The organism is Mycetohabitans rhizoxinica HKI 454 (assembly GCF_000198775.1).
Classification (GTDB): Bacteria; Pseudomonadota; Gammaproteobacteria; order Burkholderiales; family Burkholderiaceae; genus Mycetohabitans; species Mycetohabitans rhizoxinica.
Genome location: NC_014718.1, coordinates 298610 through 322279, shown reverse-complemented (window position 1 = coordinate 322279; position 23670 = coordinate 298610). Strand labels below are relative to the sequence as shown.

General features: G+C 60.3%; 16 protein-coding genes, 7 pseudogenes and 1 other annotated feature. Of the genes and pseudogenes, 5 read left to right on the top strand and 18 right to left on the bottom strand.

Annotated elements, in window-relative coordinates:
• The first annotated feature begins 177 nt into the window (after positions 1 to 177).
• Together istA and istB are read left to right on the top strand one after the other, a co-directional pair.
• Positions 178 to 1727, top strand: a pseudogene (gene istA, locus RBRH_RS13295) (IS21 family transposase).
• Positions 1728 to 1742: 15 nt separating this feature from the next.
• Positions 1743 to 2174: pseudogene (gene istB, locus RBRH_RS13290) on the top strand (IS21-like element ISBmu3 family helper ATPase IstB); the annotation flags it as partial.
• 149 nt (positions 2175 to 2323) lie between these two features.
• Here the strand turns inward: istB and RBRH_RS13285 are convergent.
• From RBRH_RS13285 to RBRH_RS20980, 4 genes and pseudogenes are all read right to left on the bottom strand, one after another.
• A pseudogene (locus RBRH_RS13285) lies at positions 2324 to 2692 on the bottom strand (IS5/IS1182 family transposase); the annotation flags it as partial.
• A gap of 75 nt (positions 2693 to 2767) precedes the next feature.
• A pseudogene (locus RBRH_RS16790) lies at positions 2768 to 3220 on the bottom strand (ATP-binding protein); the annotation flags it as partial.
• Positions 3221 to 3366: 146 nt separating this feature from the next.
• Positions 3367 to 5772 (bottom strand): annotated as a pseudogene (locus tag RBRH_RS21435) (non-ribosomal peptide synthetase).
• Positions 5759 to 13276, bottom strand: a complete 7518-nt coding sequence (locus RBRH_RS20980) for an amino acid adenylation domain-containing protein (RefSeq protein WP_013428565.1) — start codon at positions 13274 to 13276, stop codon at positions 5759 to 5761. The pseudogene RBRH_RS21435 and the gene RBRH_RS20980 overlap by 14 nt, the downstream one beginning before the upstream one ends.
• 639 nt (positions 13277 to 13915) lie before the next feature.
• On the opposite strand from RBRH_RS20980, the pseudogene RBRH_RS19260 reads away from it, so the two are divergent.
• Positions 13916 to 14331, top strand: a pseudogene (locus RBRH_RS19260) (IS3 family transposase); the annotation flags it as partial.
• Positions 14212 to 14328, top strand: a sequence feature (AL1L pseudoknot). (Overlaps the previous pseudogene by 117 nt.)
• A gap of 154 nt (positions 14332 to 14485) precedes the next feature.
• Here the strand turns inward: RBRH_RS19260 and RBRH_RS13255 are convergent.
• The 4 genes from RBRH_RS13255 to RBRH_RS13240 form a co-directional block, all read right to left on the bottom strand.
• Positions 14486 to 14755: a Txe/YoeB family addiction module toxin gene (locus RBRH_RS13255; RefSeq protein WP_013428562.1), complete on the bottom strand. Its 270-nt coding sequence runs from the start codon at positions 14753 to 14755 to the stop codon at positions 14486 to 14488.
• Entirely contained in the window at positions 14752 to 15012 is a 261-nt protein-coding gene (locus RBRH_RS13250; protein ID WP_041754717.1) for a type II toxin-antitoxin system Phd/YefM family antitoxin, read from the bottom strand. Before RBRH_RS13250 ends, RBRH_RS13255 begins: the two co-directional genes overlap by 4 nt.
• A gap of 245 nt (positions 15013 to 15257) precedes the next feature.
• Positions 15258 to 15722: a gamma-glutamylcyclotransferase family protein gene (locus RBRH_RS13245; RefSeq protein WP_013428560.1), complete on the bottom strand. Its 465-nt coding sequence runs from the start codon at positions 15720 to 15722 to the stop codon at positions 15258 to 15260.
• 15 nt (positions 15723 to 15737) lie between these two features.
• Positions 15738 to 16082, bottom strand: a complete 345-nt coding sequence (locus RBRH_RS13240) for an RraA family protein (protein ID WP_049786530.1) — start codon at positions 16080 to 16082, stop codon at positions 15738 to 15740.
• Positions 16083 to 16383: 301 nt separating this feature from the next.
• On the opposite strand from RBRH_RS13240, the gene RBRH_RS13235 reads away from it, so the two are divergent.
• Positions 16384 to 17259: an AraC family transcriptional regulator gene (locus tag RBRH_RS13235; RefSeq protein ID WP_013428558.1), complete on the top strand. Its 876-nt coding sequence runs from the start codon at positions 16384 to 16386 to the stop codon at positions 17257 to 17259.
• A gap of 75 nt (positions 17260 to 17334) precedes the next feature.
• On the opposite strand, the gene RBRH_RS21430 is transcribed toward RBRH_RS13235, so the two are convergent.
• The 8 genes and pseudogenes from RBRH_RS21430 to RBRH_RS13195 form a co-directional block, all read right to left on the bottom strand.
• Positions 17335 to 17595, bottom strand: coding sequence for a hypothetical protein (locus RBRH_RS21430; RefSeq protein WP_013428557.1), 261 nt, complete (start codon positions 17593 to 17595; stop codon positions 17335 to 17337).
• Positions 17596 to 17604: 9 nt separating this feature from the next.
• Entirely contained in the window at positions 17605 to 17841 is a 237-nt protein-coding gene (locus tag RBRH_RS21425; RefSeq protein ID WP_370645103.1) for an acetyltransferase, read from the bottom strand.
• A 302-nt stretch (positions 17842 to 18143) separates the two neighbouring features.
• Positions 18144 to 18464 carry a DUF4148 domain-containing protein gene (locus RBRH_RS13225; protein WP_041754716.1) on the bottom strand — a complete coding sequence of 107 codons (321 nt, stop codon included), beginning with the start codon at positions 18462 to 18464 and terminating at the stop codon, positions 18144 to 18146.
• Positions 18465 to 18573: 109 nt separating this feature from the next.
• Positions 18574 to 18876: pseudogene (locus RBRH_RS20495) on the bottom strand (winged helix-turn-helix domain-containing protein).
• Positions 18877 to 19028: 152 nt separating this feature from the next.
• On the bottom strand, positions 19029 to 19418 hold the full coding sequence (locus tag RBRH_RS13215; RefSeq protein WP_013428552.1) for a DUF488 domain-containing protein: 390 nt from the start codon (positions 19416 to 19418) through the stop codon (positions 19029 to 19031).
• A 25-nt stretch (positions 19419 to 19443) separates the two neighbouring features.
• Positions 19444 to 20067 carry a cupin domain-containing protein gene (locus RBRH_RS13210; protein WP_013428551.1) on the bottom strand — a complete coding sequence of 208 codons (624 nt, stop codon included), beginning with the start codon at positions 20065 to 20067 and terminating at the stop codon, positions 19444 to 19446.
• 450 nt (positions 20068 to 20517) lie between these two features.
• On the bottom strand, positions 20518 to 21138 hold the full coding sequence (locus RBRH_RS13200) for a uracil-DNA glycosylase family protein (RefSeq protein ID WP_013428549.1): 621 nt from the start codon (positions 21136 to 21138) through the stop codon (positions 20518 to 20520).
• 158 nt (positions 21139 to 21296) lie between these two features.
• Positions 21297 to 21632 carry a cupin domain-containing protein gene (locus RBRH_RS13195; protein WP_013428548.1) on the bottom strand — a complete coding sequence of 112 codons (336 nt, stop codon included), beginning with the start codon at positions 21630 to 21632 and terminating at the stop codon, positions 21297 to 21299.
• A gap of 612 nt (positions 21633 to 22244) precedes the next feature.
• Here RBRH_RS13195 and RBRH_RS19250 point away from each other — a divergent pair.
• Positions 22245 to 22394 (top strand): hypothetical protein, encoded by a 150-nt coding sequence (locus RBRH_RS19250; protein WP_157864528.1) that lies wholly within the window; start codon positions 22245 to 22247, stop codon positions 22392 to 22394.
• Positions 22395 to 22509: 115 nt separating this feature from the next.
• Here RBRH_RS19250 and RBRH_RS13190 read toward each other — a convergent pair whose 3' ends face one another.
• Positions 22510 to 22863, bottom strand: coding sequence for a hypothetical protein (locus RBRH_RS13190; protein ID WP_013428547.1), 354 nt, complete (start codon positions 22861 to 22863; stop codon positions 22510 to 22512).
• Between the two features lie 276 nt (positions 22864 to 23139).
• A complete protein-coding gene (locus tag RBRH_RS13185) occupies positions 23140 to 23553 on the bottom strand; it encodes a DUF6306 domain-containing protein (protein ID WP_013428545.1) in 414 nt (137 codons plus the stop codon).
• Positions 23554 to 23670 lie beyond the last annotated feature (117 nt).

Here is a 23670-nt window from a genome sequence, read left to right as displayed (position 1 = left end):
GATCACCGGTTCCCGAAACGAGCGATCATCTTGCCGAAACGGGTGATCACGTTCCCGGAGCGAACCGAAACAGCTGATCACGCGAACGAAACGAGATGGCCGCTCCGGCTCGGCGGTGGTGTTGCGCATGTGATCAACGACGGGCGTTAGCCTTGTCTCTTTTTAGGGGACAGGTTGATGCCGGCACATCGGATGAGTATGCGCAAACTGAAGGAAGTACTGCGGCTGAAGTGGGCGTGCGGCCTGTCGCACCGCCAGATCAGCCGGGCGATCGGCATCAGCGTCGGCGCCATCTCGGCATACGCCGCACGCGCCAGCGCGGCGGGCCTCGACTGGGCTGCCGTCGAAGCACTCGCCGACGACGAGCTCGAGATCAGGTTGGAGCTGCCTGCGCAGACGGCGCTCTCGAGCCGAAGGGTTGAACCGGACTACGCGGCGATGCACCGTGACCTGCGCCGTAAGGGCGTGACGTTGCAACTGCTCTGGGAAGAATATGTTGAGGCCCACCCCGGCCAGCGCACCTACCGCTATACGCAGTTCTGCCAGCGATACAAGGACTGGGCCGCAGTGCTGAAGCGCTCGATGCGCCAACAGCACCGTGCCGGCGAGAAGCTGTTCGCCGACTTCGCTGGGCAAACCGTGTTGGTCCTCAGTCGCGATGGCGGCGTCGCGTTCAAAGCGCACGTCTTCGTGGCCGTGCTCGGCGCGTCGAACTACACGTACGCATGTGCGACGCGTTCCGAGACGATGTCCGACTGGATCGGCAGCCTGATCGACGCGATGGAATTCTACGGCGGCGTTCCCGAACTGCTGGTGCCCGACAACCCCAAGGCGCTGATCGCCAAAGCCGATCGCTACGAACCGGTGCTGGGCAACACCACGCAGGACTTCGTGAACCACTACGCGACCGCCATGTTGCCGGCGCGGCCGTGCAAGCCGCAGGACAAGGCGAAAGTCAAGGTCGGCGTACAGATCGTAGAGCGCTGGATCCTCGCACGGCTTCGCAATCACCGGTTCTACAGCCTGGCCGAACTGAACAAGGCGATCGGCCAGCTGATCGCCGATCTGAACCAACGGCCGTTGAAGAAGCTCGACGGCAACCGCCGCGAATGGTTCGAGCGGCTCGACAGACTGGCGCTGCGCCCGTTGCCGACCCATCGATACGAGATCGCGACCTTCGTGAAGTGCCGCGTCAGCATCGACTACCGCGTCGAAGTCGATCACCACTATTACAGCGTTGCGCACAGCCTCGTGCGTCAAGAGGTCTACGCCCGCGTCACCCGCCACGGTGTCGAGATCTTGCACCGCGGCAAACGCGTTGCCGCTCACGTCCGCAGTAGACTCCGGAACAAGCATACGACGTTGCCCGAGCACATGCCGGCGGCGCACCGCGCCCACATGGAATGGACGCCCAAGAGATTGCTGAACTGGGGCGCCTGCATCGGTCCCGGTGCCGAGGCGATCGCCAAACACTTGCTGACCAACCGGCCGCACCCGAGATGGGGTACCGCGCGTGCCTCGGACTGCTGTCGCTCTCGCGCAAGTACGGCAAGGACCGGCTGGAAGCCGCCTGCCAGCGGGCACTCGTGATCGGTTCACCGACCCGTCGATCCGTGCTGTCGATCCTCGAATCCGGTCTGGACCGACAGCCGATGCTCCCGATTCCTCTCACTGAATGGCATTCGCCCGATCACGAGAACGTACGCGGGCCCGACTATTACCACTGACCGAAGGAGGTCGCGATGTTGATGCAGCAAACCTTAACCCAGCTCAAATCCCTGAAGCTCGACGGCATGGCTCGCGCGTTCGAGGAACAGGCGGCGTTGACCGCCAGCGCCAGCCTGTCGTTCGAAGAGCGCTTCGGCATGGTCGTCGAACGCGAACTCGCCTGGCGCGATACACGGCGGCTCGAACGGCTGCTGAAGTCTGCCAAACTCAAGAATCCCCAAGCCTGCATCGAGGACATCGAGTACCGGCAGAACCGCGGTATCGACAAGAGCGTCGTTGCTGCACTCGCCAGCTGCGACTGGATCCGCAATGCGCAGAACCTCATCCTGACGGGGCCAACCGGCGCTGGGAAAACGTGGATCGCTTGTGCGTTCGGGCAACAGGCCTGCCGACAAGGATTCTCTGTGTCGTACGTCCGTGTTGCCCGCCTGTTCGAGCAATTGAAGACTTTCGTGGTGTGGATGCTCAGGTTGCGCCCGTACAGGGGATGCATCGCGGAAAACTCAACAGGCTGTACCCGGCACAACAGCGTCGTTTGAAGCGGCGTCAAGCTATCGAGTCCGTCCTGAACAATTAACGTTGCTCTGCGGTAAGTTCATGCCGCCGACACCATGTAAGCCTGGCGATTGAGCAGAACAACCCGGATCAGAGCGTAAAAAAGCCGCAGCTTCCTGAGAATCATCCGCAGGTTGTGGCCGGCGCCGCACAGCACTGCATGGATGGCATCGCCTAGTGCCCCTTTAAGCCAGTTGCGATCAAGCTTGCCGTTTGCTTTCATATGGCCAATGACCGGCTCGATTGCACTGCGCCGCCGGATCATTGCCCGCAAGCCGCGTCTGATGCCACGACGCAAACCCGGGTGATAGACTTTCACGCCGTCGATCGCTACGCCCTTGTAGCCGCGGTCCACAACAGCGATCTGCGGTTGCACCTCGCTCAGGATCGCCGCTTGTTCCAACGCTTGGGTGGATAGCGTCAAGCAGAATGGCCGGTTTACCGACAATTATCTTGGCCGGTCGACCGGGATGATTGTCGGTGGTTATTCAGCCATGATTGTCGCTCCTTCTTTGTGATTGTCGCTGGAGAATTGTCGGCGTTGACCGGTTTGTTTGTCGCTGGCTGTGCGGCGGCGGTAGCTCTCGACGTTCATTTCGAAGATCGTTGAGTGATGCACGAGCCGGTCGATCGCGGCCACGGTCATGCCGTTTCAGCCCGAGAACGGTTGGTTGGCGGTGATCAGAAGGCTGCGGCGCTCATACCGTTCGGCGATCAGTTCGAACAGCACGCTTGTCTCGGCTTGGTCCTTTCGGGCATACGACAGATCGTCCAGGATGATCAAATCGAAGCGCGCGAGCTGGGCCAGAGCTGAGGGCAATTGCAGGCTTTGCCGCGCGGCCTGTAGCTTCTGCACGATCTCGCTTGTGCGCATGAGCAGCACACGATAGCCGGCGTCGATCAGCGCGTGGACGATGCCCAAGCCTAAGTGATCTCGTACCGACCGTCAACGCTTATTCACGGCCAGAAACGATGCTCTACGCTGATTGTGGCATGGGCTGGTTCCGACGTGATTGGCGGACTTCGAGCGGCACGGTGAATTGCGCGAGAACGATGCGCTTGCCATCCTGAACGGTAATCACGTTACTTTGCTGGTCCCGCAGCACATACGGCTGGCCAGTCTTCGAGCACCGCTAACAACGCAACTCGCTCGCCTTGTTGTTCGAGCTGCGTGGCCATGCTGTGCACCACTTTTCCGCCAAATGACCAACCCAGCAGATAGTAAGGCCCCTCAGGCTGAATGCAGCGGATTTGCTGGACATAGTCCATCGCCATCGCCTCGATCGTGAGTGCGGGCGAAGTGACATCATCGAGTCCACGGGCTTGTAAGCCATAGACCGGTTGATCGGCTTCCAAATGGTTGGCGAGACCTCGATAGTGCCAACTTAGCCCGGTCACGGGGTGAACACAGAAAAGCGCAGGTCGGGCACCATGAGACTGAATTGGCAGTAGTACCGCAAAGGAATCATCTTGCACACTGTCTTGTGCCGATACACGCTGCGCTAGGTCTGCCAGCGTCGGGGCGGCAAACAACGTCGTCAGCGGCAATGCGATGCCCAGCGCGGCCACCCGGTCCATTAAGCGCACCGCCAGCAGCGAGTGCCCGCCAAGCGCGAAGAAGTTATCGTGCCGACCGACCTGCTCGATGCCCAGCAGCTCGGACCAAACCGCCGCGAGCATGCTCTCGAGCTCGCCTTGCGGCGCCTCGTACGCTTGCTGCGCGAATGCCTGCGCATCCGGCACCGGCAGCGCACGCCGGTCCAGTTTGCCGTTCGGCGTCAAGGGAAATGCGTCGAGCCGCACAAACGCGCTGGGCACCATATACTCGGGCAACGCTGCCGCCACATGCGTGCGCAACGTCCCCGCTAATGCCTCGTCAGGCTCAGCCACCACATACGCCACCAGTCGTTTATCTTGGCCTTCACCCACGGCCAGCGCCACTGCCTCGCGTACCTGAGCATGCCGCGCCAAGCACGCTTCGATCTCCCCCAGCTCGATCCGAAAGCCCCGGATCTTGACCTGATGGTCATTGCGCCCCAGAAATTCTAAATTACCGTCCGGTAAATACCGCGCCAGGTCCCCGGTCTTGTACATCCGGGCATCGCGCTCAGAGGCGAACGGATCGCGCACAAAACGCTCAGCGGTCAGCTCCGGGCGGTTCAGGTAGCCGCGCGCCACGCCCGCGCCACCGATATACAGCTCACCCGTCGCGCCCAACGGCACCGGCTGCTTATATGCGTCTAGCAAATAGATCTTCAGATCAGGAATCCGCACACCAATCGGACTGCCCACTTGAGTACTGTCCTAAAGCTGAAGCGGTCGGTAAGTCACATGCACAGTTGTTTCGGTAATCCCGTACATGTTTACCAATTGCGGACCCTGTCCTGCGCGTGTGGCATACCAAGCTTGTAAGATGGATGGCTCCAGCGCTTCGCCACCAAAAATCACATAGCGCAGCTGATCTCTTAATACGCTTTGCGCTTGACTGGCAATAAACATCTTGAACGCACTTGGGGTTTGATTCAAGACAGTGACGCCCTGCTCGCAGACTAATCGGTGGAAATCTTGCGGTGAACGGACAACATGATGGGGAACCATGATGAGCTTGCCACCATGGCGCAATGCTCCCCAGAGCTCCCACACGGAAAAGTCAAAGGCAAAGGAGTGAAACAGACACCAAGTATCGTTCTCGTCGAAGTGATACCAAGATTGTGTCGCATCGAACAACCGCACCACCTGGTCGTGCTCGACCATTACCCCCTTGGGCATACCGGTCGAACCGGACGTATAGATCACATACGCCAGATGACGGGGCGTCAGCGCCGGTACCGACGGATTCGTCTCCGGCTGCTCAGGCAGCCTGTTCGGATCGAGCACCGGGCGATCGGCCAAAGCTGCGTCACCCAGTGCCGCCCGGCCCGCTGCATCGGCCAACACCATCTGCGGTGCCGCATCCTGCACAATATGCGCGAGCCGCTCGCCCGGATACGCTGGATCGAGCGGCACATACGCCCCGCCCGCCTTCAGAATCGCCAGCAACCCCGCCACCATCGCAGGACTACGCTGCACGCAGATCCCTACCCGGGCATCCGGCTTCACGCCCAGTCCGAGCAGCTGATGCGCTAAGCGATTCGCCTGTGCGTTTAACTCCGCATAGCTCAGCGTCTGGTCCTCATACACCAGCGCCGTCGCCTCCGGCGTGCGCTCCGCCTGTGCTTCGAACAGCTGGTGAATGCATTGATGCGCCGGATAATCCTGCTGCGTCGCGTTCCATGTCTGCAGCAACAAAGTCCGCTCGGCCGGCGCTAGCAATTCGACGCGCGTCACAGATTGCGATGCGTCAGCCGCCATCGCCTGCAACATCGTCTGCAAATACCCGACGTGTCGCTCGATCGTCCCACGATCAAACAGCGCCGTCGCATAGCACAGAGCGCCGACGATCTGCCCGCCTGCTTCATGCAAGTGCAGGTCCAGATCAAACTTGACCACGGTCGTAAGCCAAGTCCGCTGGCGTGATTTCTAAACCTGGTAGCTGGCAATCTCCAGCTTCGTTGCTCTGCCATGCGAACATCACCTGGAACAGCGGCGTATGCTCTAGCCGACGCGGCGGCTGCACGGTCTCCACCACTTGCTCAAACGGCACATCCTGATGCGCTTGTGCTTCCAGGGCCGTGCGCCGCACCCGCTCAAGCAACTGCGCAGCGCTCGGCTCGCCCGACACATCCACCCGCAACGCCAGCGTGTTCACAAAGAAGCCGATCAACGGCTCAATTTGGGGGTGATGACGATTCGCGCTCGGCGTGCCAATGACCAGATCCTCTTGCCCCGACAGCCGCGAGAGCACCGCGCTCCACGCCGCGAGCACCGTCATAAACAGCGTGGCGCCTTGCGCTTGGCTCAAACGCCTCAGCGCTTGCGTGGTGGGCGCATCGATCCGAATCGGCACGTAGGCTCCCTCGAACGATTGCTGCGCCGGACGCGGCCGGTCGGTCGGCAGCTCCAGCAGCACCGGTGCATCGGCCAGTTCCATGCGCCAGTACTCGCTTTGCGCCTTGAGTCGCTCGCTCGAGAGCCACTGCCGCTGCCACGCCGCATAATCCGGATATTGGATCGTCAGCGCCGGCAACGGATTCGCCTTTCCGTCACAGGCCGCGCGGTACAACGCATTCAGTTCGCGCGCCAGCACCCCGATCGACCAACCATCCGAGACAATATGGTGCTGCACAAGCAACATCACGTGCTCATCATCGGCCAATTGAATGCCGCAGGCGCGCATCAATGGTCCATGCGCCAGGTCAAACGGCGCTTGGGCCGCCTCGGCGCTGAGTTGGGCGAGCTGGGTAGCCGCGTCAACCACGCCGCGCAGGTCATACCAGGTCATCGGCATCCCTGCCTCGGCGGGCAACAGCTGCACCTGCGGCTGGCCCTTGACGCTCACGAACACCGAGCGCAGCGCTTCGTGACGCCCCCACAGCGCATCCAGTGCTTGCTGCCAGGCTACCCGGTTCAAGGCGCCGCGCAGGCGCAACGCCAGCGGGATATGATACGAGTCGCTCACGCCATCGAGTTGCGCGAGGAACCACAGCCGTTGCTGCGCAAACGACAGCGGCAACGCGTCATCACGCGAGACCGGCGTGATCGCCGGCAGCACGGCACCGTCCGCGCGCTGCGCATCGAGTGCGGCGGCCAAGCCGGCCAGCGTCGGGGCAGCAAACAACGTCGCCAGCGGCAATTCGACGCCCAACGCAACCACCCGGTTCATCAAACGCAGCGCCAGCAGCGAATGCCCACCCAACGCGAAGAAGTCGTCGTGTCGGCCTACTTGCTCGGCACCGAGCAGCTCGGACCAAATCTGAGCCAGCGTTGTCTCCAGCTCGCCCTGTGGTGCCTCGTACGCTTGGTGCGCAAACGCTCCCGCGTTTAGCGCCGGCAGTGCACGTCGGTCCAACTTGCCATTCGGCGTCAATGGCAATGCATCGAGCCGCACGAACGCAGCCGGCACCATATATTCGGGCAACGCTGCTGCCACATGCGTACGCAAGGTGCTGGCTAACGCGTCATCGGGCTTGGCCACCACATATGCCACCAGACGTTTGTCCTGGCCTTCGTCCAGCGCTAACACCACTGCTTCGCGTACCTGAGCGTGTTTCGCCAAGCACGCCTCGATCTCGCCCATCTCAATCCGAAAACCGCGAATCTTGACCTGATGGTCGGTGCGGCCCAGGAACATCAGGTTTCCATTCGGCAAGTAGCGGGCCAAGTCCCCTGTCTTGTACATCCGCGCTTCCGGCTCACCCACGAACGGATCGTGCACGAAGCGCTCAGCCGTCAGTTCGGGACGGTTTAGGTAACCTCGTGCGATGCCTGCTCCACCAATGTACAGCTCGCCTATGGCTCCCTGCGGTACTGGCTGACCGTGTGTGTCGAGTAGGTAAATCCGCGTGTTTGCAATTGGCCGGCCTATCGGGACCGTACCCGTTTGCTGCAACACAACCTCGAACCACGTCGATGTCATCGTGCACTCGGTCGGACCATACTGATTCACCACCCTGACCTGAGCGCCCAGCATTTGATGCACTTGAGCACATAAACCGGCCTCCAGCACTTCTCCGCTCGTCAGAATCAGGCTCAGCGTATGACTCATGCGCTGATTCTCAGCAGCCAGGCAGACACTGCGTAGAAAGCTCGGCGTGATACTAAGCAATTTCGTGACGCACTGCTCGTTCATAACCGATACATACTGGCCCGGCTCTTTAGCGTGTGCCGTGGGGATCAGCACCACGCGCGCACCTGAAGCCAGTGGACCAAACAAATCACGCACCGACGCGTCAAAGACCAGGCTTGCCACATTCAAGACGACATCTGCCTCGGTGAGACTGTAGTGCCGAATCAGGAAGCTCAAATAATTGACCGCACCACTATGTCGCGTCATCACCCCTTTAGGCTGCCCTGTGGAGCCCGACGTATAGGTGATATAGGCAAGATTGTCAGGCGTCACGTTGCTTGCCACCGGTGTATCCGGTTCAGAGGCAATCTGAGCCCAATCGGTATCCAGACGCACGCGCCGAGCACAAATCGGCGGCAATGCGGCTTCAAGGTGCGACTGCACGACTAAGACCGGAACGCGTGCTTCCTCCAAGATATAGGCAGTGCGCTCTGCGGGGTAGCTGGGGTCCAACGGCACATACACCCCCCCGGCCTTAAGAATACCCAGCAAGCCCACCACCATCTCAATGGAGCGCTCAACGCACAAGCCCACCACGGTTTCAGGACCCACCTCCAGCGTGCGAAGATGCCGCGCAAGCTGATTGGACCGGCGGTTCAAGTCAGCGTACGTGATTTGCTGCGCGCCAAATACGACCGCCACGGCTTCGGGAGTGCGCTCAGCCTGCGCTTCAAACAGTTGATGGATACATTGGTGTGCTGGATAGTTTTGTTGCGTCGCGTTCCACGTCTCGAGCAGCAAAGTCCGTTCTTCATTGGGTAACACCTCCAGCTGTTGCATAGGCCTCTTAGGCTCCATCTCGAGCGCCTCAGCCAAGCTCTCCAGTGCCTGCTGCATATACCCGCATACTCGGTGGGGATCCAGTGATTCCACAACCTGTACATTCAGCTCCAGCGCCTGCCCGTAGTCATCAATTGCCAGCATCAACGGGTAATTGGTGCGCCTATTAGAACTCAGCAGCTCAATACCTGGTAGCAGGTAATGCTCGCGCCGCGATATTTCATTATGCCGATAATTGAGCAGCGCACTGAATAGCGGTGTGCCCTCCGGCACTCCACTGCAGCGCTGCACCAGCGCCAGCGGCGCATGCTCGTGTTCAAGCAGCGCAGCCAGCCGCGCATGCGTAGCGCGCACGGCTGACTCCACGCTGGCCTCCAAGTCCACCCGCAACGGTAATGTATTGATAAACAACCCCATCGCACTATCGACACCCTCACTAGCCTGCATCCGGCCAAACAGCACTGTGCCAAACACCACCTTTTGCTGACCACTCGTGCGCGCCAGCACCTGAGCCCACGCCAAGTGACACAAGCTCGCCAGACTCACGTCCAGCCGCTTGGCGTGCGTACGCAGCCGGTCATTCAACGCTTGGGGCAACCTCCTATACGCTTCACTGACCTGTTTGCCATCGCGATGTACCTCCGACAAACCAAACGGCAACGTCGGCTCCTCGATGTCAGCGAGCTGCTCGGTGAAGAAACGCTCGTGCTCAGCTTGACTCACGCCCAGCCGCGCTTGCGCCACCAGGTTACGGAACGGCTGCGCCGCTGGCAACGTCCCGCCCTTGCCTTCGATAAACGCCCGCACCTCTTCGTGCATTCCCTCCAGCGTCGAGTGATCGATCACCAGATGGTGCAACAACTGGACCAGCAGCCAGCGGCCGTCAGTGTCTTGTGCAATCGCAAAACGCAGCAACGGCGCCTGCGTCAAATCCAGCCGTGTGTGGCGCGGATCGAAATGCTGCGCCAATTGCTCAGCAATCGGCCCATCCTTCGCATCCAACATGAGTTCCGTCACCGACAGCAGCGCCTGTCGCCAGACCACCTGTGCAGGCGTGGACAGCCCTTCCCAGACAAATGCAGTACGCAGAATATCGTGGCGGTTGATCACCTGCTGGATCGCATTGAGATATCGGTCAAGCCGCTCGCGCGTGTCGAAAGCCAACTGCACGATCAGCAAATACGGGTCACCTTCGCTGGCTAGCAGATGGTGGAACAAGATGCCGTCCTGCAACGGCGACAGCGCATAAATGTCTTGGATGTTCGCCACCTCACCCGGCACTTGTTCAACGATACGATTGATATCGCTTTGTGTCAGCTCAATCAGCGGCAGTAAATCTGGTGTCAGCGTGGTCATCTCGGGTGTAATGCGATTTGGCGGCACCACCACTTCACGATGCTGACCCAGCGACTGGGCCAGCGTGCTGAGCACTGGTGTGTCAAACAACGCCCGCACGGAGATCTCCAGACCGCGACGGCGCAGACGCTCGATCGTCCGCACTGCAAGCAGCGAGTGTCCACCCAAGGCGAAGAAACTATCGTGACGACTGATCTTCTCTACGTCCAGCAGCTCGAACCAAATCTCGGCCAGCGTCGTCTCGAGCTCACCCTGCGGCGCTTCGTACGCCCGATGCACAAAGGCCTCGGCATCCGGTGCTGGCAAGGCCCGCCGGTCCAGCTTGCCGTTCGGCGTCAGCGGCAACGCATCCAGCCGCACGAACGCACTGGGCACCATGTACTCGGGCAACGCTGCCGCGACATGGGTACGCAACGTACTGGCTAAGGCGTCATCCGCCTCGGCCACCACATACGCCATCAGCCGCTTGTCTTGGCCTTCGCCCAGCGCCAACACTACCGCCTCACGCACCTGCGCATGCTGTGCCAGGCACACTTCGATCTCGCCCAACTCGATCCGAAAGCCCCGGATCTTAACCTGATGGTCGTTGCGCCCCAGGAACTCTATGTTCCCGTCCGGAAGATACCGTGCCAAGTCTCCCGTCTTGTACATCCGTGCTTCCGGTTCGTTAACGAACGGATCACACACGAAACACTCGGCCGTGAGCTCAGGACGGTTCAGATAACCCCGTGCCACGCCTGCTCCACCAATGTACAACTCACCAACCGCGCCTAATGGCACTGGCTGACCGTGCGCATCAAGCAGATAGATCCGCGTGTTCGCAAGCGGCCGGCCAATTGGGATGCTTTTGTCTAGGTTGACGCTGCGCACCTCATACCAACTCGCATAGGTGACTGTCTCCGTTGGTCCATAGACATGCAGTAAGTGCTGCAGCTTTGCTTTCTGTAGAACGCGAAATACACATTGTGAATCTGCTGCTTCTCCTCCAAACAACAGATAATGCAGATCACTAAAAGCGTCAACCTGTTCTCTAGCGACCTGATTAAAAAGCGCCGTTGTCAGAAATAGTATTGTCACCCTACTCTGCTTGAGTTTACAGGCTAGTGCGGAAGGAGAAAGCAGAATATCTCGGTCGATAACCTCGATGCGTGCTCCATTCAACAAAGGCGCCCAAATTTCGAAAGTCGTCGCATCGAACGCCATGTTCGACGCAAATGCAAAGCACGCTTCCGGCTCGACCTGTACGTAATCGGTATTTCTGACCAGCCGGACCACGCCTTGGTGATGCACCATTACCCCCTTTGGCATACCGGTGGAGCCCGATGTATAGATCACATACGCGAGATGCCGGGACGTGAGCGCGGGCACCGAGGGATTCGTCTCAGCTTGCTCCGGCAGTGTGTTAGGATCGAGCACCGTACGATCAGCCAAGGCCACCTCACCCAGGGCTGCCCGGCCTGACGCATCGGCCAATACAATCTCTGGCGCCGCATCCTCTAAAATATGCGCGAGCCGCTCACCAGGATACGCTGGGTCCAGCGGCACATAACCCCCTCCGGCTTTCAGGATCGCCAGCAGTCCCACTACCATCGCTGGGGAACGCTCCACACAGATTGCCACCCGCGCATCCGGCTTCACGCCCAGTCCGATCAGTTCATGCGCCAAGCGGTTCGCCTGTGCATTCAACTCCGCATAGCTGAGGGCTTGGTCTTCATAGACTAGCGCTGTCGCCTCGGATGTGCGCTCCACTTGCGCTTCGAACAGTTGGTGGATACATTGGTGGGCCGGATAGTCCTGCTGCGTCGCGTTCCATTCGACCAACAGCCGATGCCGTTCCTCCGCATCCAGCAAATCGAACCCGCAAATCGGCCGCGTTGCATCCGCAGCCAACGCTTGCACGAACCGAACAAACCGGCGCTGATGTGCCTCGAGCTCTTCTGCTGTGTAGCATGCGGGATTCGCATTAAAGTCAATCCGACATTGAGAGTTATTGGGTGTCCAATAAACGCCGAGCATCAGATCGTCAACCGGACCATTGAGCAGGTTATGGTTCGTAGACGGATACCCATCGAACGATAAATCGTAGTCGAACGGCATTACGTTGACTGCGGCACCGAATAGCGCTTGCCCTGGCGGCAGTCCCAATCGACGCCGCAGCGCTTCACTCGGGTAGCGCTGATACCGGAAGCCGCGCTGGATCTGCGCAGCTTGCTGTAGTAATGACGACAGGTTCATTTCCGGCTGCACCGTGAAGCGCAGCGGAATATCGTGCGCCAGTGTACCGGGAATATGCCGATCCGTGCCCAGGCGGGCCGTCACGGGAAAGCCCAGCACCACGTCCTGCGCACCGGTCAGCCGGTGCAAATACGCGGCCAACGCAGCGGTGAGAAGCTGCGCCAGTTGGCTCACATCCGACGCAGCGTCGCCTAGCGCTTGTGTCGCCACATACGCTGTCTGGCGTAGTCGGTGCTGTAAGGCCGATGCGGCACGGCTCGCCAGCGTCGTGGGCTCGGGCCAATTGGCACAGTGCTTAAGCCAATACGCTTCGTCTCGCTCTCGTTGAGCAGAGGTCTGGTACTGTGCATCGCTGTTCAACAGCTTCAGAACCGAACCCAACGCGCACGGCTTTGGCTCCCCGCCCGCACACATTGCGCTGTATACGTGCGCGACACGTTGCGCGATTAGATACTGGCCTAACCCATCCATAATGATATGGTGATAGCGCTGGTACCACATCCATTGCGCGGGCGCCACTTTCAACAACGCATAGCAAAAAAGCGGTCCCTGCATCAGATTCACCGGCTGCTGATAATCGGCCCGCATCCACGCCTGGGCCGCTGCCTGAGGATCGGCTTGCGCCGTGAGGTCCAGCACCGGCATCGACCATGCGGGTGTACCGATTCTCTGCCGCAGCCCATCATCGCTATCGATAAATTGCAAGCGCAGGGTGTCAGCTTCATCGATCACTTGACGCAATGCCGCTTCAAAGACGGTCGCATCAATCGCCCCTTCGATCACCGTGTACTGTGCAATGTTGTACACGGGGCTGTCTGGATGCAGCTGCTGCGCGAGCCAAATCTCCGTTTGGGCAGCGGATAATGCATACGTAGTGGGCATGACGCTAGCATCCATAACACAGCTCCGGTTCAGGCGACTAAGCAGCCTTATTTTTAATAGATGTACAAATTAATATTAACATCACATTCATAATCTCTCGTTACTGCTTAGTAACCACTACGACTTTCATAACACGTCGCGTACAATTTCTAGCGTGGCGTCATTGGGTTCAGTATTGGGTACTGCTTCATTTTCCCGCCAAACATCACTTTTATTTAGCCATACAGCTACGGCAACGCACCCGTTTACTGACCTATTAACTCGACGGTAACTGCTTCACGTTTCGCAAGCACTGTGCCCGACTGTCATGAGCCGCTACAAAGTTTCAGGTAAACGCAACGCTTAGCACCGGGTTAAAAGACTGTAAAGCACTCGCCATGATGCACTCTCGCCTATTATATTTGCTTAAAACGATAGGTTTTGAACAAAAGAAACGATAAGGCCAAAAATTGCAACCAGAAGCTACACGATCACTCACGAGATGGATGAAGTACGGCTTAAGGTCGTGCCCCAGGTCACCGGTCGTGATCAGCACAGCAAAGCTGAGCTAGCAAAATTAAAACTTTGATATCGCCCATCATGACCGTACTACCGCTAATGGACAAGTAGCGTCGGTATCCTGAACCGCCCCGGGTTTTGTGGAGGCGCCAACTCTTGAGAAAATTGAGCCATGAACAAGAAGCCAAACAAGTTTCCCCGGAAGTGCGAGAGCGCGCCGTGCGCCTGGTACGCGAGCAACGTAGCAAACACCCGTCGATGTGGGCGGCAGTCGAATCGATTGCACCGATGATCGGCTGCACGCCGCAGACGCTGCTGGATTGTGTCAAACGCGACGAGCGCGCCCGTGGGAAACGCGATGGCGTGAGCACGGCCGAACGTGAACGCATCAAGGCCCTGGAGCGCGAGGTCAAAGAACTGCGTCGAACCAACGAGATTCTCAAGCTGGCGAGCGCGTTTTTCGCCCAGGCGCAGCTCGAGCGCCGTTTCAAGTCCTGAAGGCCTTTATTGATCAGCATCGCGGCACCTTCGGGGCCGAGCCGATCTGCAAGGTCTTGCGGATTGCCCCGTCCAACCAAACCAAAAACCGGACATTTGTATTTAGCCGAGGGCTGGACCTTTTAAGAAGGCTTGGACACAGGCTCGTAAGCCATTCTGCGCGTCATTAGATAGCGGACGAAGGGGGACAACGGTGCGACAGGAACAAGCTGCGCCGGCGACGCGCCGTCACGCCTGGTAGTGGTAGCGGCAGGAGATGACGCTGATCTGGAAATCGTCTGCCTCATACACGAGGCGGTTCGTGTCGTCGATGCGGCGGGACCAGAAGCCGGAGAGGTTTGCCTTCAGTGGCTCCGGCTTACCGATCCCCTCGAACGGCGCACGCTGTGCTTCGCGAATGAGCTGGTTGATGCGTTTGAGAGTCTTGCGGTCCTGTCCTTGCCAGTAGACGTAGTCCTCCCATGCGTCGGGCGTAAAAAGCACGCGGCGATCGCTCACTCAGCATCCTCGGCCAGCTTGCGCTCCGTTGCTTTGCCCTTGCGCAGCTGCGCGATCGAGCGCTCGAGGTGGCCGACATTGGCCGGCGAGCGCAGCAGGTGTACTGTCTCCATCAGGCTGTCGTAATAATCCTGCGACATGATGACAGCATTGGGCGCATCGCGACGCGTGACGAGCGTCACGTCGGCATCGTCGACAACCTGGTCGATCACGGTTTTGAGGTTACTGCGTGCATCCGAAAAATGAATTGTACGCATTGGGTTACTTCCGATGTACGATAAGTTGTACAAGTATAGCAACTTGGGCTGGACATGTATATGAGCCAGTGAGAGCAGTGGCCCGGGTCCGGTTCAATCGGGACGAGGATTCCTCGATGGCGTGACCCTGAAGCCTGGTGCCCCCAGTGCACAGTCCATGCGTGCGCCACCTGGCGCATTTGTCGCTCAAAACGAATAGATGATGGGCCGGGCGGTCAATACCGCCCGGCAAGTACAGCTTGCGGCTACGCCGCGCTCTCGACCACCTTAGATAGCGCAATGTCCGGCTCGCCCGGCTGAGCACCGTGATCACGCATCTGGCGGTGAGCGACCCAATCGCCACATTTGATGGGCGTGCGCCCTACCGTCGAAGCTGCATCAACAGGATAGAACTGGCACGGCAACAGCCTGCCGTTGAGTTGAATCTGAATCATGTTGCGCTGAAATTCGAGCGGATGGTGCGGAAATACCGCCTCGATCTTATCCAACACTGGTAACAGCGTCTCGTCGATTTCGAACACGTCGCCGTAGACTTCACCGGCCGCTGTATCGGGCACCAAGCCCGGGTACGCGCCGAGGTCGTACAGCGTGCCTTTCACGCTGCCTCGGCCTAACCAGCGCGGCTGCGGGAGGCCGCTTCGTTGGGCGGCGCGGCCAATATCGTTGGCCTCATTCGCGCGCAGTGTTCCGTAGACAAAGACGTTCAGCATAATGGTCTCTCTCGCTCAAGTTAGCTTCGTGGTGAAGACGAGGATGCCATTCGCATCCCCATAGATCCACTCGCCCGACCGGGTCGTGACGCCAGGGAGCACGACGGCAACGTCCCGTTCGCCTACGCCCGTTTTGGGCTGCGCTGTGGGTGCACCGCGAACGCGCAAATGCCGATTTCGCATGCGTTCAACTCGCGTGTGTCCCGCACCGCGCCATAGGCGAGGATGCGTCGACACAGGCCCAGCGAATGTGCTCGCCCGCCCGAAGGCGCGGAAGACTGGCGCCAGCACCCGCAGCGTACCGGTGGCCAAGCTGCCTTCATGGGCGTCGCACAGATCCGGGGCGGCGAACGTTGTCATCGTATCTCCTGGAATAAGAGCGGCCCGATGCCGTTTGCACGCCATGGATTTTCACCAGCACGGGCGCACGGCCGGGCCGCTCGCCCCGTAGCATAGTGCGCGTGCCAAGACAGTGAATTCATTCAGGCGGATGAAGCTAAAAAACGGCCACTCAACGCATGAATCGGCCGGCTAGTGTCGGCGCGTGTCCGCGTATGCCATACGCGGCACCCGGAGACCATCATGACATTGCTTATCAGCGGGCCAAATTGCTGCGAAACTGCGCCATTATTTCATTTTTGTTTGTGCCGTTGTTAGCGCCATGCTCTCTGCCGACATTCCGGTCCTGAGGACCGACATTGCGTCGCATCACGCGCCGACCCGCGGTCATCCAATCCGGGTTCGGTCCCGGCCCATGCCAGCCAGTCATGGTTTTGCGGGCCATACGCATCCGTGGGCGCAACTGACCTACTCGTCGCGCGGCGTGTTGCGCATGACCAGTATGAACACCACCTGGATTGTGCCGCCGTCGCGCGCCGTGTATGTGCCGCCGCACATGCCACACCAGGTCGCCGTCATTGAGGACGCGTTCCTGCGCACGATCTATATTGACGGATCCGCGTGTCCGGTGGGGCTCAGCGGATGCCGGGTTGTCAAAGTTTCGCCTTTGATGCGCGAGGTGATTGCGGCGCTCGATGCACGCGAGCTGCCCAGGCGGCGCGAAGCGCTGCTGTGCGAGTTGCTGTTGGACGAAATGATGCGCTCCCGGCCGCTGCCGCTTGGCGTGCCGCTGCCGACCGAGAAGCGCCCGCGGGGGCTGTGCGAGGCCGTGCTGGTCGATCCCGCGCATGCGCAAACGCTCGAGATGGTAGCCGCGCGGGCGGGCGCCAGCGTGCGTACCATTGCACGGTTGTTCCGGCAGGAACTGGGCGTGAGTTTTTCGCAATGGCGACAGCAGGCGGTACTGGCTCGCGCGATCCCGCTGCTCAGCCAAGGGTATCCCCTCGCGCGCGTGGCTCGTCAGTTCGGCTACCAGAGCCAGAGTGCTTTCTCGGCGATGTTTCGTCGCGCGTTTGGCGAGAGCCCCCGTGCATTCTTCACGCGGCAGGACGGCGCGCCCGGTGCGTGCGAATCCCAAGTCTTCGAACCTGACGAGGTAGCCGGGCCGATCGGCTCAACCTGGCCGCCGGCACCGTAGCCGACGATTTTAAAGGATGCCTAATCGATCGGCGGTGCGCGGAATCAATCCGGCGGTGATGCTGGACTGCCGCAGTCAGGCAACGCGCTCCATCTGCTTGATCATTCCGAAGTCGGCAAGCTGTCCCCCGACGTCCTGATAGCCGCGCCGCGCATCCAGTCTTGTGACGGGGTTGTCGGCGAACATATGCAGACGCAATATCCTTAGGCAACGCCGGCGAGCCCACGCATGCACGGTTTCTAGCAGGAACGTGCCACCGCCCGCACCGCCGACTTCAGACGCCAGTTGCAGGTCGCGGATATGCAGTGCATCCTCTTCGTTGCTGATGTGCAGCACGCCGATGCGTTAGCGGTCCCGTTCGACAATGTAGTTTTCCAACAGCCACCAACTGGTCAGAAACAGGTCGGCGTGCCATGTCAGACCATGGCGGCGGCGATAGTAGACACCCATGTTCGTGCACGTGAGTGCCTCGGCGAAGTCGAAGTCTTCCAGCGTTGCCGCACGCAATGTACAGTGAAATGGAATACAGGGCGGTACGGGCATGACGGTCAACCAAGCGGCACGGGCCTCACGGTACGACATCTGCGCACCGTCGTGCAATCGGGGCTGGGCAGGACCTTGGGCGCGAACCAAGTGATGTGCCGTGCGCTATGGCGCCCACTCGGCCATTGGCAGACTGCTCAACGATGTTCCGCGCCTACCAGTCGTGACCCGAAACAGCCTTGACGGCGCACAGAAAAGCCGATTGCGTTTCGCGGGGATAAGCCAGGTGGAAAAAAGCCCAGGCGGGGCGCCTGGGCATGCCGTCCGTCGCCGGGCGGTGGAGGTAATGCAATCAGTGTTATTAAGCGCGCGCGAACCGTCGGCCGGTTGCGCCCGGCCGCTTACTGGCCGAAGTAGACCGAGTTGACCTCGTTTGCCGGTTCACGCGGTGACACGGCGGCATTGCCTGCGCCGCTACGCGAGGCCCCGGTCGCGACGCCCCCGACTGACGACGTTTGCTGTGCGGACAGGCGCGCTTCTGCCGCCTGGATATCGGCCGGGTAATACGGACTTGCAAGACCTGGCTGATAGCCAGCCTTTTCGAGCTGGGCCAACTCAGCCTGCACTTGAGCACGGGTCAACGGCGCGTTCGCCTGAGCGAAGGAAGCAATCGGCACAGCGAAAACCGAAGCAGCCACGGCCGCATAGAACATGGACTTCATTATGAACCTCCGCACTATTATTGAGGTGTCCCGCCAAATTGCTTGGGACGACAATTGCAGTCTAGAGATTAAGTTTTCTAGGGTAAATCCCTATTTTTGCGGCACTGAATTAGTTTTTTCGAAACAATTGCAGGTCCCGATAAAACCACACGATCTGCTCGCCGACCACCGTGAGATCTGCTCGCTGACCGCCGTGAGTGTGCAGCCTCCACCCCGTTATCCCGCCCTGCTTCGAGACGATCGCCGGGGACTTCAGTGACTGATTCAACTCGTCGAGCAACCGCCATGCGCACCGCTAGGACATGCCTAGGCTGCGCGCGGCGGCCGAGATCGAACCGTGCATGGGCACGGCTTCGAGCAATGCGATCCTACCGGGACCGATGGCGACGGTATCCCCGGTGCGGATACGCATCCACTTGCCGCGGGCTTGGCGTGGCTGCTGGCGAAGGCTTGGCCATGGACCTTGCGACGTATCTCGCACGTGAGGTGTCCCGCTTGCGACGTAGCCCTCGTCCGACGTGCCGGGGGCTTGACCGCGAGCGGATTCGCTGACCGGCCGTCGCTTCACGACCGGATCTGCGCGCCGCGTGCCTTCAGCAGCTCGCGCAGAATGCTGCGGTGACAACGGCTTTCGTCTTCGCAATAGCAGCCGATCGAGAAATTTGTCGACTTGGAAAGCGCGGCGAGCACGTCCAGTACCTTGCTGGCGTCACCGCTGTTCATGGCGGCACGAAAGCTACGGGCGAACGCGTTCCATTCGGCTTGACCGTGCGCCGATTTCGCCTGCGCCACACCGTCTGCGTCCGGCGACAAAATCGGCAACCACACGTCATAGTAGTCGCGTCGGGCGAATTCAGCCTTGGGCACGCCGCGTGGCGGCCTGCGCACCGTGCCAATGCGCAAGCCCTCGTCATCGGCGCGCGGCGAGCCGAGTTGCACGATTCGTATGCTCATCGCTCACTCCTATTGTGTTGGTGTGTCATCCCGCGCGCCACAAACGCGTCAATGGGCCGTGGGCACCGCCCAATGGATCACTATCCGGCACCGCCAGCGAGCGCATGGCTTGCACCGCGTCCTCCGGCAATGGCTCTCGGCAGATGCCCCACTGCTGCCCAGTCGGATAAGCACCCACTACCACCAGGTCTTCGCTGGCCGACAAGCAGCGGTGGCCTGTGCCCGCTGGCAGCACGAGCACGTCGCCACGCTCCAGTTGCACCTTGCGTGCGCCGGGGCCGCCCAACTCGACGCTGGCCACGCCCTGCGCGATGCCCAGCGCCTCGTGTGCGGTCGAGTGAAAGTGCGGGAAATCGTAGATGCAGCCCCGCCATCGCGGTGGCCAGCCATAGCGGGCAAAGGTTGCCTCGAAACACGCCGCCAGATCGTACTCATACGGACTGAGTCCTGCACGGTAGAGCAGCACCGGCAAGCGATCGTTGTTCGGTATCCAGTCTTTCGGTGGCAACATGAACGCTTCGGGCGTGGGCACGGGGGCGTACGATACGCCGGGCGGACGCGCCGAGGTTGCGCCGCCGCGGCGGACATGGCCGTCGCCCTCGGCGCCGAAGCCACGCGGCGCGCGGCGCAAGTAGAAAGGACGTGGCATAACGGTGCTCCTTCAAGTCTGCGTCCGATCCGGTTTTCTACTCAGCGCACATCGCCAGCGTGGATGCGCGGTCCGTACCAGGTCGCGGCTCTAGCCGGCGCGGCCTGCATGAGTGACCTTGCACACCGGACTGCAAAAGCTTGCGTCCACTGGCGCAATTGTCTGCTGGACTGATCCGCATCGGCCTCGCACGGTGCCCATTGCACCGCGGTGAGCACGATGCCGCTTACCATGTAACGCCTATAATGCGCTTTTCTGCATTTCATCGCTTGTGGATTATCACCGTGGCACGCCGCAGTGCGGCATCTTGGAACACCGTCGGTTCGTCGCCACGGCCGGCGGCTCGCATCGGTACTGCTCGAGCGAGCCATGCCAGCAACACGATGGAGCGCAAGATAAGTGCCGCACAGCCGCATGCGCGCTGGTTGTCGTATATCGGGGACTCGTCCGTTAGCGTGGCGGCGTGCCGAACAACGCCGCGATGCGCTGCTTGAGCATTGGCAGCACCTGGTCGCCGAACCACGGGTGGCGCTTGAACCATAATTGGTTGCGCGGCGACGGGTGCGGCAGTGGCACATACGTTGGGGTGTACTCGGCCCACGCGCGGACCGTCTCTGTCAGCGACGACTTGCGCCGTGCGCCGAGGAAATGGCGCTGCGCATATTGCCCAACTAACAGGGTCAACTCGACCCGTGGCAAATGGGACAGCAGCTGTTCAAGCCACAATTGCGCGCATTCCGGTCGCGGGGGATTGTCCCCGCTTGCACCCCGACCCGGGTAGCAGAAGCCCATCGGAATGATCGCGACGCGAGACGTATCGTAAAATTCGGCCTCGGTCATGTCGAGCCAGTCCCGCAACCGCTTGCCGCTGGCGTCACTCCATGGCACCCCGGACGCATGAACTTTTGCTCCCGGCGCCTGGCCGACGATCAACAGACGCGCATCGCGGCTGGCCCTGACCACCGGCCGCGCGCCGGCCGGCAACTGCGTATCGCAGACACGGCATGCGCGCACGTCGCGCAGCAACGTGTCCAGAGATGCATATCGGAGATGGGGCTGCACGAGCTTCATACTGCTTCAACGCACATCAAATCAGACCAGCGGAGCATACACCTGAGGCGGGCCCAGCGCCATCGTCGCGTGCCAGCGATGCGTCATCGTGCCAACATGCCGACCAGTGTGTCGCGTAGATCAGGGCCTCGAACCGATCGTCGCCGAGCATTTTTTTATTATTTATATTCCACAAGAATCTCCCGGTACGGAGTTGTGCCAGTGTTGCGCGTTTTATGGGTTGCGGGTACTTGAATGCCGTTTCCGATCTCTGAAAGCACCTCAAGATAGCCGTTATTAAGCTTTAAAGAGTAGACTGCGCCCGTCGGTACGTCGAGCGTTCCAAGATCCTTTCCATCTTCATCAAAAATCTGTAGAACCGCGCCCTCGATCGTGTACCACATGTAGTCGTGTTCATGCGTGTGGAGCGGGGAGAAAGCACCGGGCTCAAGAGTAAAGTTCCAGACAATAACTTTGCTATTCTCAAAAACTTTTTCACTACCAACGCCTGCCATGGTTGCCTCCTTGAAAGCATCGGACTTTAATCGACTTCATTCTGACATACTCGCTGCCACGAGTAACGCCGCATGTGCCGTATTACATATCCCATAGTAGACTCGATTGTATGCCTTTCCCAATCCGCCCGCATTCAGCACAGTACACGCGTCTTTTCGAGTACGCGTCCCGCCTTGGCGATGTAATCTTTGGCCGTCATACTCATAGCGGAGTGCCCTCGTGACGAATGTTCTTGGTACCCGCGCGTGCACTACCGTTACGACTTCAATCGCGGAAGCTATGACGCGATAGACAACCACGTAGGTGACGCGCCAAGGGCTGAGCCGGCGTAGCGCAGGATTTTTCCCCAAATTCTGAAACCACTCCTAGATATCCACCGATAAAGCCTATGTCCGGCACGCGAACGCGGGCGCCGCGGCAATGGCCATCGCGGCACGGAACGCGGTCACGAAAGCGGCGATAGAGGGCCCCGGGCTACATCGCAAGCCTGGCCCCTTGCCATCCGACGGCCAGCGCATGGTTACGGCGGATTTAAAAGGGGGCCAATAAGTGAGCGCCCGGGTACGCACGTTGCAAGGTTCATTACGACATTCGTCAAAGGAGAACCCGTGATGAAACGACACGTTGTCCACCTACTATTCACCACGTTAATGGTCATGCTGGCCGCCGGCATCGAGGGATGTAGGCGCGCCGACAATTCCGGGGTCGCGCCCAGCGGCTCGAGCAGCACGGTCGCGCCAGCGTCCGGGGCGAGCCAATAGGCCAATAGTTCACGGTTGCCGCGGTTGGGATCGCGTATATCGGGCCACCGCGGCCGGCCTGCCATTAACGGGTCCGCGAGTGTCGTGGTGGCCAGCCGGTTCTCGTATGCTGGTGTCATCCTTGGACGCGCGCGTCTCGTACCCACGGTGCTGCGGATAGATGAGCTGCGATGTCCATGAGGGCAGCATCCGGTATGTCGCGAAAGTCCAGTTCCAGGACGTCCACGGCAAGTTTGCGGTTGCAGCGAATTCGGCTCTGCGTGACGTGACCCGCATAGGCGCCTAATGCCGCCCACACGGCAATGATCCGCAACTCGCCTGTCGATGCGTGTACTGTGAGCCGCACCGTGGCGGGCTGAGCCGCGCGCGCGTGACGACTACCCTGCCAGGTCGCTTCGCGCAGCGTGGTGGCAACCGACGTGCGGGCATGCTCGACGCCGGTATCTCGTGAATTCAAACCGTTGTTCATCTCCCTACCTTAGTGGTCCCGGACTGCGGAAAAACTACATCGTCCGGGAAATGAAATAGCACGGGTGGTAACTCGGCCCCCCGCAATCCACACGGTGCCCGCCACCCTTTTGCTTTAAGACGCCAATCCGGGCGCCACGGTTCGACGCGACGCGTCAAGCACGGGGGGCAGACGCAATATCCATACCGGCTTTGGCTCGCTAGTGCTCGAATGCCTGCATCGTGTTGGATGCAGACAACCGTCATCTTCGTGGCGCAGGCCCGGCAGCCCGGAGCACTACTGCGGCGCGGCAGGCCGCTGCGGTGCAGGCATGCCCGGCTCATCCGCGGCCGTGCCGGCGCGCGCATCGACGCGCAGGACGTTACGCTGGTGGGCAGCTAGCATCGCCTGCAGATCGCTGCGCAGTCGTGCGTCGCGGACCGTTGGCAGCAGCGCGCAGAGCCGCCGCATGACCCAGCGCTGGCCGCGATTCAAGAACGCGAGCCGTTCGCCGATGTTCCTGATCGCCATGGCCTTGCCGTAGAACGCGCCAGTGCGCGATGTCGGCGTGGCATCCAGCGAAATGATTGCGTGAGTGAGCATAGCGCACCAGCGTGCTTCGTCCTGCCGGATGTCGGTGACCCACTGCCTTAGCGCCGGCTCGACCAGCTCGACCGCGGTCTGCGAGGCAACCCGGGCGCCTGCCCGCACGCTTACCCTATCGCGTCAATGTAGCCGTGCAGCATCCAAGGCGCGGCCCGCCGCATGCGATCGTTGCTGCTTTCGTTCATGCGGTGCAACATCGATAGCATACTTTTCACTCCGATC

Excerpts from the sequence above, each read along its gene's own strand:
- RBRH_RS13210 (WP_013428551.1), bottom strand. The coding sequence starts at position 20,067 with ATGCCACGTCCTTTCTACTTGCGCCGCGCGCCGCGTGGCTTCGGCGCC.
- RBRH_RS13245 (WP_013428560.1), bottom strand. The coding sequence starts at position 15,722 with ATGCTGAACGTCTTTGTCTACGGAACACTGCGCGCGAATGAGGCCAAC.
- RBRH_RS20980 (WP_013428565.1), bottom strand. The coding sequence starts at position 13,276 with ATGGATGCTAGCGTCATGCCCACTACGTATGCATTATCCGCTGCCCAA.
- RBRH_RS13215 (WP_013428552.1), bottom strand. The coding sequence starts at position 19,418 with ATGAGCATACGAATCGTGCAACTCGGCTCGCCGCGCGCCGATGACGAG.
- RBRH_RS13240 (WP_049786530.1), bottom strand. The coding sequence starts at position 16,082 with ATGACAACGTTCGCCGCCCCGGATCTGTGCGACGCCCATGAAGGCAGC.
- RBRH_RS13195 (WP_013428548.1), bottom strand. The coding sequence starts at position 21,632 with ATGGCAGGCGTTGGTAGTGAAAAAGTTTTTGAGAATAGCAAAGTTATT.
- RBRH_RS13235 (WP_013428558.1), top strand. The coding sequence starts at position 16,384 with ATGCTCTCTGCCGACATTCCGGTCCTGAGGACCGACATTGCGTCGCAT.
- RBRH_RS13225 (WP_041754716.1), bottom strand. The coding sequence starts at position 18,464 with ATGAAGTCCATGTTCTATGCGGCCGTGGCTGCTTCGGTTTTCGCTGTG.
- RBRH_RS21425 (WP_370645103.1), bottom strand. The coding sequence starts at position 17,841 with ATGTCGTACCGTGAGGCCCGTGCCGCTTGGTTGACCGTCATGCCCGTA.
- RBRH_RS13190 (WP_013428547.1), bottom strand. The coding sequence starts at position 22,863 with ATGAACAACGGTTTGAATTCACGAGATACCGGCGTCGAGCATGCCCGC.
- RBRH_RS13250 (WP_041754717.1), bottom strand. The coding sequence starts at position 15,012 with ATGCGTACAATTCATTTTTCGGATGCACGCAGTAACCTCAAAACCGTG.
- RBRH_RS13200 (WP_013428549.1), bottom strand. The coding sequence starts at position 21,138 with ATGAAGCTCGTGCAGCCCCATCTCCGATATGCATCTCTGGACACGTTG.
- RBRH_RS19250 (WP_157864528.1), top strand. The coding sequence starts at position 22,245 with ATGAAACGACACGTTGTCCACCTACTATTCACCACGTTAATGGTCATG.